At 65.7% G+C, this 13,883-nt stretch carries 16 protein-coding genes; 7 read left to right on the top strand and 9 right to left on the bottom strand.

The annotated features are described in order from the left end of the window. Positions 1-57: 57 nt before the first annotated feature. Positions 58-930, top strand: coding sequence for a 1,4-dihydroxy-2-naphthoate polyprenyltransferase (locus tag ACFU4Z_RS24030; protein ID WP_379066672.1), 873 nt, complete (start codon positions 58-60; stop codon positions 928-930). 95 nt (positions 931-1,025) lie between these two features. Here ACFU4Z_RS24030 and ACFU4Z_RS24025 read toward each other — a convergent pair whose 3' ends face one another. The 5 genes from ACFU4Z_RS24025 to ACFU4Z_RS24005 form a co-directional block, all read right to left on the bottom strand. Continuing rightward, a complete protein-coding gene (locus ACFU4Z_RS24025) occupies positions 1,026-1,409 on the bottom strand; it encodes a phage holin family protein (RefSeq protein ID WP_379066670.1) in 384 nt (127 codons plus the stop codon). A gap of 77 nt (positions 1,410-1,486) precedes the next feature. Then, positions 1,487-2,071 carry a Clp protease N-terminal domain-containing protein gene (locus ACFU4Z_RS24020; RefSeq protein WP_379066668.1) on the bottom strand — a complete coding sequence of 195 codons (585 nt, stop codon included), beginning with the start codon at positions 2,069-2,071 and terminating at the stop codon, positions 1,487-1,489. Continuing rightward, a complete protein-coding gene (locus tag ACFU4Z_RS24015; protein ID WP_379066666.1) occupies positions 2,071-2,292 on the bottom strand; it encodes a helix-turn-helix domain-containing protein in 222 nt (73 codons plus the stop codon). The genes ACFU4Z_RS24020 and ACFU4Z_RS24015 overlap by 1 nt, the downstream gene beginning before the upstream one ends. Before the next feature lie 159 nt (positions 2,293-2,451). Beyond that, the gene (locus ACFU4Z_RS24010) at positions 2,452-3,537 is read right to left on the bottom strand and encodes a PLP-dependent cysteine synthase family protein (protein ID WP_379066663.1); all 1,086 of its coding nucleotides are present in this window, start codon (positions 3,535-3,537) and stop codon (positions 2,452-2,454) included. Next, positions 3,534-3,896, bottom strand: a complete 363-nt coding sequence (locus ACFU4Z_RS24005) for a DUF4229 domain-containing protein (RefSeq protein ID WP_379066661.1) — start codon at positions 3,894-3,896, stop codon at positions 3,534-3,536. Before ACFU4Z_RS24005 ends, ACFU4Z_RS24010 begins: the two co-directional genes overlap by 4 nt. A gap of 181 nt (positions 3,897-4,077) precedes the next feature. On the opposite strand from ACFU4Z_RS24005, the gene ACFU4Z_RS24000 reads away from it, so the two are divergent. From ACFU4Z_RS24000 to ACFU4Z_RS23990, 3 genes are all read left to right on the top strand, one after another. Next, entirely contained in the window at positions 4,078-4,302 is a 225-nt protein-coding gene (locus ACFU4Z_RS24000) for a BldC family transcriptional regulator (protein WP_328406605.1), read from the top strand. A gap of 123 nt (positions 4,303-4,425) precedes the next feature. After that, positions 4,426-4,632, top strand: coding sequence for a hypothetical protein (locus ACFU4Z_RS23995; protein ID WP_379066659.1), 207 nt, complete (start codon positions 4,426-4,428; stop codon positions 4,630-4,632). Then, a complete protein-coding gene (locus ACFU4Z_RS23990) occupies positions 4,632-4,898 on the top strand; it encodes a hypothetical protein (RefSeq protein WP_379066657.1) in 267 nt (88 codons plus the stop codon). Before ACFU4Z_RS23995 ends, ACFU4Z_RS23990 begins: the two co-directional genes overlap by 1 nt. 16 nt (positions 4,899-4,914) lie before the next feature. Here ACFU4Z_RS23990 and ACFU4Z_RS23985 read toward each other — a convergent pair whose 3' ends face one another. Continuing rightward, on the bottom strand, positions 4,915-5,526 hold the full coding sequence (locus tag ACFU4Z_RS23985) for a hypothetical protein (protein ID WP_379066655.1): 612 nt from the start codon (positions 5,524-5,526) through the stop codon (positions 4,915-4,917). A gap of 182 nt (positions 5,527-5,708) precedes the next feature. Between ACFU4Z_RS23985 and ACFU4Z_RS23980 the strand changes: the two genes are divergently transcribed. Both ACFU4Z_RS23980 and ACFU4Z_RS23975 read left to right on the top strand, forming a co-directional pair. Next, positions 5,709-6,476 (top strand): hypothetical protein, encoded by a 768-nt coding sequence (locus tag ACFU4Z_RS23980; RefSeq protein ID WP_379066653.1) that lies wholly within the window; start codon positions 5,709-5,711, stop codon positions 6,474-6,476. Between the two features lie 183 nt (positions 6,477-6,659). Continuing rightward, positions 6,660-9,818 (top strand): ATP-binding protein, encoded by a 3,159-nt coding sequence (locus ACFU4Z_RS23975; protein ID WP_379066651.1) that lies wholly within the window; start codon positions 6,660-6,662, stop codon positions 9,816-9,818. Between the two features lie 13 nt (positions 9,819-9,831). Here ACFU4Z_RS23975 and ACFU4Z_RS23970 read toward each other — a convergent pair whose 3' ends face one another. Continuing rightward, a complete protein-coding gene (locus ACFU4Z_RS23970; RefSeq protein WP_379066649.1) occupies positions 9,832-10,623 on the bottom strand; it encodes an ABC transporter permease in 792 nt (263 codons plus the stop codon). Beyond that, the gene (locus ACFU4Z_RS23965) at positions 10,620-11,570 is read right to left on the bottom strand and encodes an ATP-binding cassette domain-containing protein (protein ID WP_379066647.1); all 951 of its coding nucleotides are present in this window, start codon (positions 11,568-11,570) and stop codon (positions 10,620-10,622) included. The genes ACFU4Z_RS23970 and ACFU4Z_RS23965 overlap by 4 nt, the downstream gene beginning before the upstream one ends. A gap of 815 nt (positions 11,571-12,385) precedes the next feature. Here ACFU4Z_RS23965 and ACFU4Z_RS23960 point away from each other — a divergent pair. Further along, positions 12,386-12,580, top strand: a complete 195-nt coding sequence (locus ACFU4Z_RS23960; RefSeq protein WP_379066645.1) for a hypothetical protein — start codon at positions 12,386-12,388, stop codon at positions 12,578-12,580. A gap of 331 nt (positions 12,581-12,911) precedes the next feature. On the opposite strand, the gene ccsB is transcribed toward ACFU4Z_RS23960, so the two are convergent. Beyond that, a complete protein-coding gene (gene ccsB, locus ACFU4Z_RS23955; protein WP_379066643.1) occupies positions 12,912-13,883 on the bottom strand; it encodes a c-type cytochrome biogenesis protein CcsB in 972 nt (323 codons plus the stop codon).

Below are 13,883 nucleotides of genomic sequence, written 5' to 3'. Positions count from 1 at the left end.
AACCGATCGCTCGGCGCTCGACGGACTCGGTGCGCCGGTACCTATTAGGCTGCGGGCATGGCTACAGCAGCGCAATGGATCGAGGGCGCACGGCCCCGCACCCTGCCGAACGCGATCGCCCCTGTTATCGCCGGTACCGGCGCCGCCGCGTCCATCGACGGCGCGGTGTGGTGGAAAGCGGTTCTCGCGCTGCTGGTTTCGCTGGCACTGATCATCGGCGTGAATTACGCCAATGACTACTCCGATGGCATCCGCGGCACCGATGACGTGCGGGTCGGCCCGCTGCGGCTGGTCGGGCAGAAGCTCGCCTCGCCCGCCGCGGTTCGCAACGCCGCGATCATCAGCCTGGCCATCGGTGCGGTGTTCGGTCTGGTGCTCGTCGCGCTGTCGGCCTGGTGGCTGATTCTCGTCGGCGCCGCCTGCCTGGCCGGCGCGTGGTACTACACCGGCGGTAGCAAGCCCTACGGCTACAGCGGATTCGGCGAGATCGCGGTGTTCGTGTTCTTCGGTCTGATCGGTGTGCTCGGCACCCAGTTCGTGCAGGCCGACCGGATCGACTGGGCCGGTGTGGTGCTCGCCGTCGCGGTCGGCTCGTTCTCCAGCGCGGTGCTGGTCGCGAACAACCTGCGCGATATCCCGACCGATACCGAATCCGGGAAGGTGACCCTTGCGGTCAAGCTGGGCGACCCACGCACCCGCACCCTGCACCTGGCGATGCTGGCGATCCCGTTCCTCGCCACGCTGATCCTGGTGGCCAGGACACCGTGGGCGCTGGCCGGACTGGTCGCGATCCCGCTCGCGGTCCGCGCCAACGCGCCGGTGCGCTCCGGCAAGGGCGGGCTGGAACTCATACCGGCCCTCCGCGATTCGGGCCTTGCGCTGCTGGTGTGGTCCGCGGCGAGCGCGCTCGCCCTGGGGATTGCGGGCTGAGCGGAGCTCTAGCCTGCGCTCGTCCGAGCGCAGGGCTGCCGACGGGCCCCATCCGGCACTACCCGTCAGCCGCCCCGAGCCTTCAGCGCGGCGGGCTAGTCGTCGCCGTCCGGGACCAGGATTCCCAGCACCCAGTTGACCACCGAGATGATGACGCCGCCCCAGACGGCGGCCCAGAAGCCATCGACGCGCAGGCCGTACTCGGTGGTTTCGGTGATCTTCGCGGTGAGCCACAGCATCAGTGCGTTGATGACCAGCAGGAACAGGCCGAGAGTCACGATCACCAGCGGCAGCGACAGTAGTTTGACGATCGGCTTGACCAGTGCGTTGATCACCGTGAAGATCGCGGCGATCACCAGCACGGTGATGACCTTCTGCGTCGTACTGTTGTCGGGACTTAGGATCTCGATCTTGTCGACCCAGGCCGCGGCCAGCCAGATGGCCACGCCATTGATGATCAACCGAATCAGAAGCTGCATGGCCCAATGCTAGGCCCGACGGGTGCACGTGTGCTGACCCACAACGCGAATCGTGATGGCAGCACCCGCACATCGGGTCAGGCGGCACGATCGAGCAGGGCGTGTACCTTCGGTCGCAGTTCGGCGATCGCCGCGGAACCACCGAGCAGGCGGGTGGTCGTGGCGTTGGGGGCACGCAGGATGCCGAGCAGCAGGTGCGTGGATTCGATGGTCTTGTCCTTGCGCGCGAGGGCTTCGCGCAGCGACAGCTCCACTACCTTCTTCCCATCGCGAGCGAAGGGAATGTGCCCGAAGTTTCCACCGCGGCTACGGCCGAACAGTCCGCGCCGCTCCTGCTCCGGCATAGCCCGGTCGAGCGCGTCCTCGCCGAAGTTGGCCTCCAGACTCTCACGCACCGCGTCGAGGTCGATCCCGATGGAACGCAACGCCTCGGCGTCCTCCTCACCGAGCGGCTGACTCTTGCCTGTCTGCGCCAGTCTGCGCTGCACCCCTTCGTGGGTGATGCCGGCTTCCGCCAGCAGTTCCCGCAACTCCGGCTCGCCCTGCGACAGCACGCCGAGCAGCACGTGCTCTACATCGATGGTCGAGGACCGCAGCTCACGGGCGTCCTCCTGCGCCATGACGATGGCCGTTCGCGCCGCCCTACTGAACCGTTCGAACATCAGAGGTTCCCGCCTCTCCGAGAGTGTTTGTGATGGACCGCCTGCTTGCTGACCTCGAGCGCCTCCGCGATCTGCTGCCACGACCAGCCCTGTCCCCTGGCATTGGCCACTTGGATCGCTTCGAGACGTTCGAGCAGCCGACGCAGTGCGAGCACGGCGCGCAGCCCGACCTTGGGGTCGGGGCTGCCCGCGGCGGCCGCCAGTGTGGTTGCCTCAGTCATGTCGTCAATTTTGATTGACGCCATCGATTCTGTCAACAAAAATTGACGATCGGCGGCGCCGGACACCGGCAGTTCACTCCTGGAAGAACAGGAAACCCCGCCATCCGAGGTAGCTCGGGTGGCGGGGTTGCGAGAACAAGAGCGAAAGGGAACGTGGTGTTATCCGCTCCAGACGCCGGTGCTGTGGAACTCGGCCAGGATCGCGGCGGGCTCGGCCAGGCTCATTCCCTGAGCCGCGACCCACTCGTCGTTGAAATACGTTCCGGCATAACGATCTCCGCCGTCACAGAGCAGCGTCACCACACTGCCGGAGCGCCCAGCGGCGATCATCTCGGCAATGAGGGCGAACGCTCCCCACAGGTTCGTCCCGGTGGAACCGCCCACCCGGCGGCCGATGACACCACTCGCGTGCCGCGCGGCCGCGATGGACCCGGCATCGGGAACCTCGATCATGCGGTCGACCACCTGGCCGACGAACGACGGCTCCACCCGCGGACGGCCGATTCCCTCGATGCGCGAAGACATTCCGGTCTCGTAGCCCACGTCACCGGTTTCGTAGCCGCCGTAGAACGCGGAGTTCTCCGGGTCGACGACGGCCAGCTTCGTCGCATGCCTGCGGTAGCGGATGTAGCGGCCGATGGTGGCACTGGTGCCGCCGGTGCCCGCGCCGACGACGATCCAGTCCGGCACCGGGTTGGTCTCCAAAGCCATTTGCTCGAAGACGGATTCGGCGATGTTGTTGTTGCCGCGCCAGTCGGTCGCTCGCTCGGCGTGGGTGAACTGGTCCATGTAGTGGCCGCCGCATTCGGCGGCGAGCCGGGCCGCCTCGGTGTACATGTCCGGTGGTCGCTGCACGAAATGACAACGGCCGCCCTGGGCTTCGATGAGTGCGATCTTCTGCGGCGAGGTACTCGCAGGCATCACCGCGACGAAATCCAGGCCGAGCAGCTTCGCGAAATACGCCTCGCTCACCGCGGTCGAACCGGACGACGCCTCGACCACCGTGGTGCCCGCACCGACCCGGCCGTTGCAAATCGCATACAGAAAAAGCGATCGCGCGAGCCGATGCTTGAGACTGCCGGTGATGTGGGTGGATTCGTCTTTCAGGTACAGCTGGACGCGCCATTCGCCGGGCAGCGGGTAGCGCAGCAGATGGGTGTCGGCGCTGCGCTGGGTGTCGGCGTCGATCAGCCGCACGGCGTTGTCGACCCAGTCGCGCGGGGTGCTGCGGTCGCACTGCTTCATGCGTCGCCGTCCCCGTCCCCGTCCCCGTCCGGGGTCTCGCCGCGCAGCCTGGCCCGCAACTGCGCCTTGTCCCTGCGGCGCTTCTCGTCCACCAGCGCGATGTCTTCGTTGACCCGGGTGCGCAGCTTCTTGAACAGCGTCAGCGACAGCGGCATCGCGATGAGCAGCGCGAAGAGGGCGGCGACCACCAGCGGAATGTCCACCGACACCAGCCGGGCGATCCCGATGATCACCACCGTGATGACGACGACCAGACCCAGCCTCGCGAGGGTGTAGAGCGCCAGATTGCGGGCCAGCCGTCGGCCGGCGCCAGCGGTTTGCTGTCCAGTTGCACCATCCGGTGGAGTTGCGTCACTCACGTCGATCAGCCTATGCGAAGCTATCGGCCACCCACGGCGAGACCTCGTGCCGAGGTGGACGGCGTATCCGATTTGTCTATTACTTCCCCTTTACCAACTGTAGGTGGTTCGACTACGTAGGGGTTGCAGTGCAACGATGGCGCCACTGATGAGGGAACTGTCGAGAACGGAGAGGTTTGCTATGACTGCGCTTACCGTCGGCGGCCAGGACACCCTGCTGACACCGGGCCAAGTGGCCGCCATGTTCCACGTCGATCCAAAGACCGTCACCCGCTGGGCCCACGCCGGGCGTCTCGGGTCGCTGCGCACGCCGGGCGGACATCGCCGGTTCCGTGAGTCCGAAGTTCTACAACTGCTCAGGTCGCTGACCACAGAGGCCACCAGCACCGCGGTCAACGCGCGCTGATCCGCAGGCCCCGCTCGGGCCCGCTGTCCAGGGGCCCGTGCAAGGCCGTCGCACCAATTTCGCGTCAACGGGGTGTCCGAAGACTACGTACGCGGCTACCCTCGATATCAGGAGGTGAGCGACGTGACGTACCTGTTGGCACTCATCGCAGTTGTGGCTGTCGCGGTGTTGTGCTGGAAGGCGTTCGGCCCGGAGAAGTCGGGTCCGACCACCCCACCCACGCGATCACCACGGCGCAAGCCCATCAAGGGTCCCGACGATGACCCCGAATTCCTGTGGCGGCTGTCCCGGCAGCACCGTGACGGCGACTCGGGGCCCATCGAGCGCTGATGAACCGCGTGCTGGAGTTCGTCCCCGCACAGCGGATGTCCCGCGTCGATCCGGAAACGGTCGGCGACCAGGACGAGGTACCGGCGGGGCTCGGGGGACAGATCGCCGCATTGCGCGAATTACCGGGGATGGATCACCCGACGCCACCGACCCGACGACCGTTGCGCGGCTGGCGAACCACTCCCGCACAACGGATCGTCGGTCGGGATCCGCGTATATCTCTCGAACACAACGACCGCCGCGAGCTCACGCCGCTTCAGGCGTGACGCGCGCCGCTCTCGATCAGGGCTCGCCCCGGACGACCGCGCCCATGGCATCCACGAACGACTGTCCGCCCATGATGTAGCCGCCGGCGATCGCGCCGACCAGCAGACCGATCGGGCCGGTGATGATGCTGAAGAAGCCGAGGCCGACCACGGCGCCGATCAGACCGCCGATCAGACCGCCCGCGACCAAGCCGACGACATTCTTGTTGAGCTCGGTGACGAACCTGGCCATGGAGCTGATGGACTGCATCTCGCCGATGTTCTTGGCGCTCACTTGTGGTGTGAGAGCGAGCTTTCGGCCGTTGTCACTGATTTCGTGCGCGACCGCCATCCGGCTTCCGGAGATGTCGAAGGCCAGCGGCACCTCGGCGACAACCGCGCCGCTCGCGGATTTCAACGCAACCTTCGCGCCGTTGTCGACAAGCTCGAAGGCGCCGCCGTCGACGGCGGTGGTGATCACGCCCGCGACATCGGAGAGGACCGTACGGTAGCTGATTCCTTGCTCGACTCCCGATGCCGAAACCTCTCGGATGACTTCTTCCGCAGGCTTCGCATTAACCGTTCCCGCAGCGATTCCCACCGCAGCAACGGCTAAAACAGTGGTGGCGGCGAACATGCCGAACTTCATTCAGGTGTTTCCTTCTCACGAGACCTCCGGCTCGTGCAGCCGGATGACGTGTACAGCGACAGTATCTTGTTGCCATACATGGCAATAGATATACATACCGTAAGTCATCGTTGCCCCATCGTGACCTGGTCGTTCGACCAATGTCCCGGTTTTGCGAAGATTGCGACACCGAGCGAAATACGATGCGGGACAACAACTCGACGCGCACCCGCCGGATAGTGTATGCATTGCGTGATCTGCAAACTGCAAGTTTCACAACTTCGAACCTCGGCGGGGTATGTTCGAAGCGCAACAGCTCTGGAGGATCTCACGTGTCGCGCCAACGTATCCGTGCTGCTGTCGTACTGACGGTCTTCGTTGCTGCGACCGCGTTGACGGCAGCCCTCGTCGCGATGATCGCGGTATCGATGAACGACCACGATCCCGACGTCAAAGAACAGGCGCAAGCCAACGAAAGCAAAAGCACAGCAACCACATCGGCGGCACCGTCCATCGAAGAGTTCCCGTCGACGACCCCGCCGCCCACCACCGCGGGAGCTCGCGGCGAGACCGGCAAACAGCTCATTCGACTACAGGTGAATCCCGGCGACTGCGTGGAGGTCACCGGCGCGGGCGACACCGCCACCCTCGGCAAAGTCGCCTGCGGCAGCGGAAGCTCCACTTACAAGATCATCGACAAAACCGCCCAGTGCCCGAGCGACGCCGACCGCACCTTCCACCAAACCCCGGAATCCGCCCTCTGCCTGGACATCGACTGGGTGGTAGGCGGCTGCATGGAACTCGTCCCCAACGAAACGAAGCGCATCGACTGCGCCGCCCGAGGCACCCCCAACGGCGCGCGCGTGGTGGAGATCAAACAGCGCACCGTCGACGTCAACACCTGCTCGAAGGGTGACCGCGGAATCGTCTACCAAGAGCGCAAATTCGTCGTCTGCGTCGCACGCATGTGAGGATGCTGCCCGTTCGCTCCGCGCGACGCCGCGTGTTCGATGCCGCTCGGGTCAGCGCACGGGTAGGCCGATCAACGACCCAGCGAAATCGCACAGCCTTGGTACCGCAGTCGAAGACCAGTTCGTCCTGGTAGCGGGTCCGGATTTGCTCGACGGGCCACCCATCGCACCGAGGATTAGGGTATGCCGGTGGGTATCGAGATGACCTTGCTGTCGGGAGTTGCGCTGCGTGATCAGGAGATCAGCGGCGCGCGGACGCGAGGTTTGCTCGCTCTGCTGGCAATGGATTTACGCAGCGGGTCCAGTGCCGCGCGGCTGATCGCCGGGGTGTGGCCGGAGGACGCGCCCGAGAATCCAGCCAAGGCGTTGCAGGTGCTGGTATCGCGGACGCGATCGCAGCTGGGCGCCGACCTCATCGCGAGCACGCCTACCGGCTACCGGCTGACGCTGAGTCCGGAGCAGATCGACGCGACGGCGCTGGAAGTGCACGCGGCGGCAGCAGAACGCCATGCCAGGGCAAGTGACCACGTGGCGGCCCTTGATCAGGCAGAGGCGGGACTCGCGCTGTGGAACGGGGTCGTCGAGGACACCTCGGGCGCGGATCCGTTGTCCGAGTTGCGCATTGCCAAGCAGCCCGCGTATCGGACCTTGTTGATCGTGTTCGCGCTGGCGTTGTCCAGGTTGGGCAGGTACGCCGAGGCCGTCGGGCCGCTGACCGAGGCCGCGGCGGGCGAGCCACGCAACGAAGAGGTGCTGGCCGAGCTGTTGCGCGCCGAGGCCGACACCGCGGGTCCCGCTGCCGCACTCGCCCGATACGACAATTACCGGCGGACGTTGCGCGACGAGCTCGGCGCGGATCCGGGCGCCGCGCTCCAGACGATCCATAAACAACTGCTGCGGGCGAACGAACCTGTAGTGCGCCACGGCATCCTGCACGACCCGAACCCGTTACTGGGCCGCGAGACAGACATCGCGGCGGTGACAGCGCTGCTGCGGTCCGCGCGAGTCGTTTCCCTCGTCGGCCCCGGCGGCCTCGGCAAGACTCGCATGGCTCATGCCGTCGGCAGGCTGGCCGAGCAGCGGGTAGTGCACCTGGTCCCGCTCGCCGGTGTCGAGGACGACGGCATGGTCGCCACCGAGGTGGCCGGTGCGCTGGGGGCGGGTGATGCGGCGCAGGCCGGGCCATGGACTGGCAACAGTGTCATCTCCGCCATCGCCAAATCGTTGGGGTCTGGTCCCACCCTGCTGATCCTGGACAACTGCGAGCAGGTCCTCGAGGGAGTCAGCGCACTGGTCGGTCCGCTGGTGTCACTGGTAGCAGACCTGCGCGTCCTCGTCACCAGCCGGGCGCCGCTGGGATTGACCTCGGAGGCCGTTCATCTGCTTCCTGAACTGGCGCCCGCGACGGCGGCCGAGTTGTTCGGGCAGCGCGCCCGTGCGGTGCGGCCGGACATCGCGCTGCCGTCGGCCGAGGTGGCGGCGCTATGCGCCCAGCTGGACGGGCTGCCATTGGCCATCGAGCTGGCGGCGGCGCGGGTGCGGGTGATGTCGGTCGCCGAGATCTCGGGCCGATTGGTTGACCGGTTCGCGCTGCTGCGCAGCGGCTCCCGCGATGCGCCACAACGTCATCGGACGTTGCACGCGGTGGTCGATTGGAGCTGGAACCTGCTCGACCAGCACGCGCAGGCGGCGATGCGGTTGTTGTCCGTCTTTCCCAACGGATTCACCGCTACAGCGGCGAACCGACTGCTCAGCGGCGACTCGGGCGGAACCGGCGGCCTGGATGAGACATTGGAGGTGCTCGAGCATCTGGTCGACCATTCGTTGATCCAGATCACCGAGGTCGGCTCGGGCACCCGGTTCCGGATGCTGGAGACCGTGCGGGATTTCGGCGCGGCGCAGCGGTCCGAAGCCGCTGAGGACGAGCGCGCGTCGGCCGGGTTCCTGGCCTGGGCACGCGAATTCGGTGTCGGCGTCAATGAGACCGCCTTCACCGACCAGGGCGAGAAGAACCCCGTGCGCGCCGAGCAGGACAACCTGGTGCGGGCACTGCGGCTCGGGCTGGATCGGTCGGACGGGCCGACGGTCGCCGCCACCTGGGCGGCGTTGGGTGCCTGGTGGTACGTCGGAGCCCACTACGCGCGGATCGCGGAGCTGGTGGGTGAATGTGCCTGGGTGCTCTCGCACTACCGGCCCGAACCCGACTATGTGGAGGTGACCCGAACGGCGGCGACCGTCTGCGCACTGAGTGCCGTCACTCAGAGTGGCTTCGAGCTGCGATCGATGCTGGTGTTGCGCCGTCTGCCCGCGGCGCCGCCGGACACCCTGGTGCGCGCCGTCGCGGTGATTTTCCGCGCGGGACCCGAGTTGCTCGGTCCGGACTCCGCCGCACTGGATCGGTTGTGCGCTAGTGATCAACCGCTGCTCGCCGGCGTTGCCCACCTTGTCGCGAGCTTCCGCGCGGAGCAGACAGGTGACCGCGACGAGGCACTGGTGGCGACCCGGCGAATGCTCGCAGCCTTCGAACGCACGTCGAACACCTGGATGCAGTTCCAGGCGCGTTGCCGGATCGGCAAACTCGCGCTGCTGTCGGAGCAGGGCGAGCTGGCGCGGCAGCAGGTGGAACGAGCGCTGCGGCAGCTCGTGGACCATGGGCCGAGGCCCGATCGCGTCGATCTGATCGTCGGATTGGTCATGGCGTCACTGCAGCTAGGGGATATCGAGGGCGCCGAGCAATGGTTGGCGCAGGTCGCGGACCATGCCGACCCGTTCGCCCAGCCGTACAAGGTGATCGCCGATGCCGAGATTCGGCTCGCCCGTGGCGATATCGACGATGGTCTGCGGCGCTGGCGGGCGATTGCCGAGCTCGTGACGAGCACCTCGCATCCCTTCTACCGTCCCGATCCCCGTGGTGTACAGGTGTGGGCATTGGAGGCTCGGTCGGCGATGGTCCTAGCACACGCCTACCACGGCAGGCTGGATCTGATCGCCGATCTCGGCGAGGACCTGCCCTGGCAGGTGACCGCGCTACTGGAGCATCCAGCGACCCAGCCAGGCGGCTACCTGGCGGAGCTGACGGCCTGTGGCGCAGTTCTTCTGGCATTGGCCATGGTGGATATCAACCGCGGCCTGGGTGCGGATGGCGCCCGCCTGATCGCGCTGGCCGAACGGTTCGATCCGCCGCGGCAGATCCACCCGACAATGTCGAGTAAGCGAGCCAGGGAGTGCGCCGAAAACGCGAATGAGGCGGCGTATGCCGAGGGTGTCTCGACATACGCCGCCTTGGACGTACCCGGTTTGCGTTCCGCCGCCCTTGCCGCACTGCGGAAACGGGTGGCCTGATGGGCACCGCCGCTTAGCGGCCGGGCTCGCGGTTCAGCAGCCGCTTCGCGCCGAAGAAGCTCGCGGCGGTGATGGCCAGGCACCAGGCGATAGCGATCCACGCGCTGTTGCCGATCGCCGTGCCCATCAGCAGTCCGCGCAGCGACTCCATGACGGGGGTGAAGGGCTGATGCTCCGCGATCCAGCCCAGCCAGGTCGGCATCGAGTCGGTGGGGACGAACCCGCTGCCGAAGAAGGGCAGCAGCATGAGCAGCATCGGCAGGTTGCTCGCGGTCTCCACGCTGTCGCTGACCAGGCCCATAAGGACAGCGACCCAGGTGATCGCCATGATCAGCAGGGACAGGATGCCCACTGCGGCAAGCCATTCGGCCGGGTTCGCGGTGGGACGGAAACCGATGACCACGGCGACCGCGACGACCGTCGCGACGCTGAGCAGGGACTGCACCACGCTGCCGACGACATGCCCGGTCAGCAGGGACGGCCGGAAGATGGCCATGGTGCGGAACCTCGCCACGATGCCTTGCGTCATATCGGTGCAGACCGACACGGCCGTGGCCGTCGCCGCACCCGCCACGGTCAACAGCAAGATGCCAGGGGTCACGTAGTTGACGTAGTCGCCGCGACCTCCCGAGCTGCCGAGTCCGGCGCCGAGGGTGCCGCCGAAGACGTAGACGAACAGCAGTAGGAACACGACCGGAGAGATGATCAGCGGCAAGGTCATCGACGGATAGCGCACGATGTGCAGCAGGCTGCGGCGCACCATCATCATCGAGTCGGTCACGGCGTACTTCATGGTGGTGCTCATCGCACGGACTCCTTCGGCTTGCCGGTGAGGGCGAGGAAAACATCATCGAGATCGGGGGTGTGTACAGAGAGTTCGGCCGCGTGGATCGACGCGGCTTTCAGCTTGTCCAGCAGGGCGTGCAGCGAATCGACGCCACCATCGCTCGGCACCTGCAGCGTCAGCTCGTCTTCGTCGCGGGCGACCTCACCGAACATCTGCGCGGCGACGGCAAGGGCACGCGGCTCGGTGAACCGCAGGTTGATGTGGCCGCCCGGGACCAGGCGCTTGAGCTCCTCCGGGGTGCCTTCGGCGACCACCTTGCCGCCGTCGATCAGCGCGATCCGGTCGGCCAACTGGTCGGCCTCCTCCAGGTACTGCGTGGTGAGGAAGACGGTGGTGCCGCCCGCGACCAACTCGCGGACCAACCGCCAGACCGCGCGACGGCTGCGCGGGTCGAGCCCCGTGGTCGGCTCGTCGAGGAAGAGCACCTGCGGGTCTCCGACCAGGCCCATCGCGATGTCGAGTCGGCGGCGCATGCCGCCGGAGTAGGTCGATGCGGGTTTCTTCGCGGCGTCGACCAGGTCGAATTGCTCGATCAGCGTGGCAATTCGGCGTTTGCGCTCGGCCCGGCCGAGATGGTGCAGTGTCGCCATCATGGCCAGGTTCTCCTCGCCGGTGAGGAGGTTGTCCACTGCGGCGAACTGACCGGTGACGCCGATGGCGGCGCGGACCGCATCGGGTTCGTGCGTGACGTCGTGGCCCGCGACCCGCAGTTCGCCGTCGTCGGCTCCGATCAGTGTCGAAAGAATCTGCACCGTGGTGGTTTTCCCGGCCCCGTTCGGGCCGAGCAGCGAAAAGATGGTCCCGGCAGGCACATTCAGATCGATGCCGTCGAGCACCGAGTGATCTCCGTATGCCTTGCGCAACCCGGTGACCGTGATCGCCGGTGGGCGGGGGCTGGTCATCATGTCTGTCTCCTCGAATCCGCGACCCCGTGGTCGCTGTCGAGATAAAGAATGCGACCCCCCGGATTCACCGCGGTTGCCTCACGGTTTCATGCGGTTGCACTGGTCCGCCCGTACCTCGCAACCCGCCCTCGACGAGGATCGATGTACACAGATCCAACCCGAATGGCTCGAAGTCGAATGTCACATAGGTTTCGTCCGGGCCGACCGGAGTCTGCGCCGATCAGCTGGCATCGACTTCGTACTCTGTGTACCGAAGCTGTGACCCATCTCGACCGGCTACCGCGCCACCTGCACAAAACAGCAGGTCAAAGCACTTCCTAATCGGGTCAGTTCAACCCCGCATACGAGTGCGACCCACTGATCACGATATTGATAATGAAAAGCGTTCTTGGCGTTCGCGATTGACGCTGTGTACGGCAATGCTAGCTACCAGCCGGTTTGAGTGATGTTCAGTTGGCGGCGTCGGGGCGGCCCTGACCTGCTGCGTACACCTGACACAGTTTTCAGACGCTCACTTAAACAGGAAAGTTATCTTCTAAATGTTCTCGTTCCGGCCGATCGTCTGGTAGCCAGCGGTAAGCTGTTATTGACGCCTTCCGCGGTACCACATGACGTCTTGTTCGGTCCGGTCGATGCTGCAGCTGTCGGCCAGCCGGAATGCGCGTTCCAATCGGGACGCATCATGTATTTCACCAAGTAGCGAATCCCGTGTCGCAAAGTCGATTCGGCCCGTAACGCACTCGCAGCCCCAGTCCGGTAGCTCGGCAGCGCGGCCTACTACGCGGACGTCATAAAGCTCGTTGTAAGGAAGCAAAATGTCTGGCAAGAAGATCGTCAAAACCCTAGCCGCGACTGTTATCGCCGCACCCCTGCTCGTCCTCGCGGCGCCCGCAGCCACTGCCGATTCGACTACCGCGGCGCCGCTGTCGTCCTACACCGCTCCGGTCGACGGATCATTCGGATCAGCGACGTGGTGTTTCCCCCTCGGCAGTGTCGTCTGGTGCATCTGAGTGAACGTCTGAGAACTCCGGTGCTGGGTGTGTGAAGCTCGAGATTTGAGTGAACTCCTGGTAGAGCCGTCATTGCTGAGACCAGTTGCTGTGCCAGGGAGTTCATTTGCCAATCGCGCAGTGCCGTGTGTTCGTCGTGCCCGACTGTGGACGCGGTCACCACGCTGCGGTACTACGCCCATCTATGGCCCCATGCCGACCAGTCCACGCGCACGCTGTCGGCGGTGTACTCCGAGCCCGATTCGAAGCTACTGCGTACCCACTGCGTACCGAGCCTGGAAGTTCGTGACGTCGGTACCGGAGGGATCAGCATTTCAGCAGGTAGCGGGCCCTAGTTCAGTCCCGCGTACGAGTGCAGACCGCTGATCACGATGTTGATGATGAACAGGTTGAACAGCATCGCCACGAACCCCGCGATATTGATCCAAGCGGCCTTGGTATCACGCCAACCCGATGTCGCTCGCGCGTGCAGATACGCCGCGTAGAGGACCCAAGCGATGAAGGAGCAAGTCTCCTTCGGATCCCAGCCCCAGAACCGCCCCCACGCAGCTTCAGCCCAGATCGCGCCGAGGATGACTCCTGCGCCGAAGAGCGGGAAGCCGATGATGGTGGTTTTGTAGGCGAGGCGGTCGAGGGTGCGGGCGTCGGGGAGGCGGCGGGCGATGGTGCCGAGGAAAGTGGCGGATTCTTGGCCGTCGGGCTGGCGCAGGCGGAACAGGAACAGCAGGCTGGCTATGCCGGAGACAAGGAAGACGCCGCTGCCGATGCTGACGATGGTGACGTGGATGGGCAGCCAGAACGATTTGAGGGCGGGGACGACCGGGGCGGCGTCGGCGTAGAGCATGGTGCCTGCGAGGAACATCAGGATCAGGATCGGGACGAGCAGGAAGACCCACATGGCCCGGTAGCGCTGTTCACGCAGGAAGAGGATGCCGACGACGGCGGCCGCCGCGGTCGCCATGGTAACGAACTCGTACATGTTGCCGAGCGGGAAGCGGTGGGTCGCGAAACCGCGCAACACGATCGAGGCCACGTGCAGTGCGATCGCGACGACGAGCACCGAGAACGCCATATTGCCCGCGCGCTCCGAGAGCGGCTTGGCTTGTGGCGTCTCGATGCGGCCGGGGACGGCGGGGCGGTCCGAGCCGGAACCGCCTGCGGTGACGAGCTCGCGCTCGACGACCTTCAGCGTCCGCGCCGAGGCGTACTGCACGATGAGCAGCACCAGTACCAGCGCGTACACCACGATCGCCGACTTGAAGGCGAGATCGCTGTAGTGCGCGATGTTCTCGTCGATCGGCAT

Source organism: Nocardia sp. NPDC057440, assembly GCF_042802915.1.
In the GTDB taxonomy this organism is placed as follows: Bacteria; Actinomycetota; Actinomycetes; order Mycobacteriales; family Mycobacteriaceae; genus Nocardia.
This window is presented reverse-complemented; position numbering and strand designations above follow the sequence as displayed.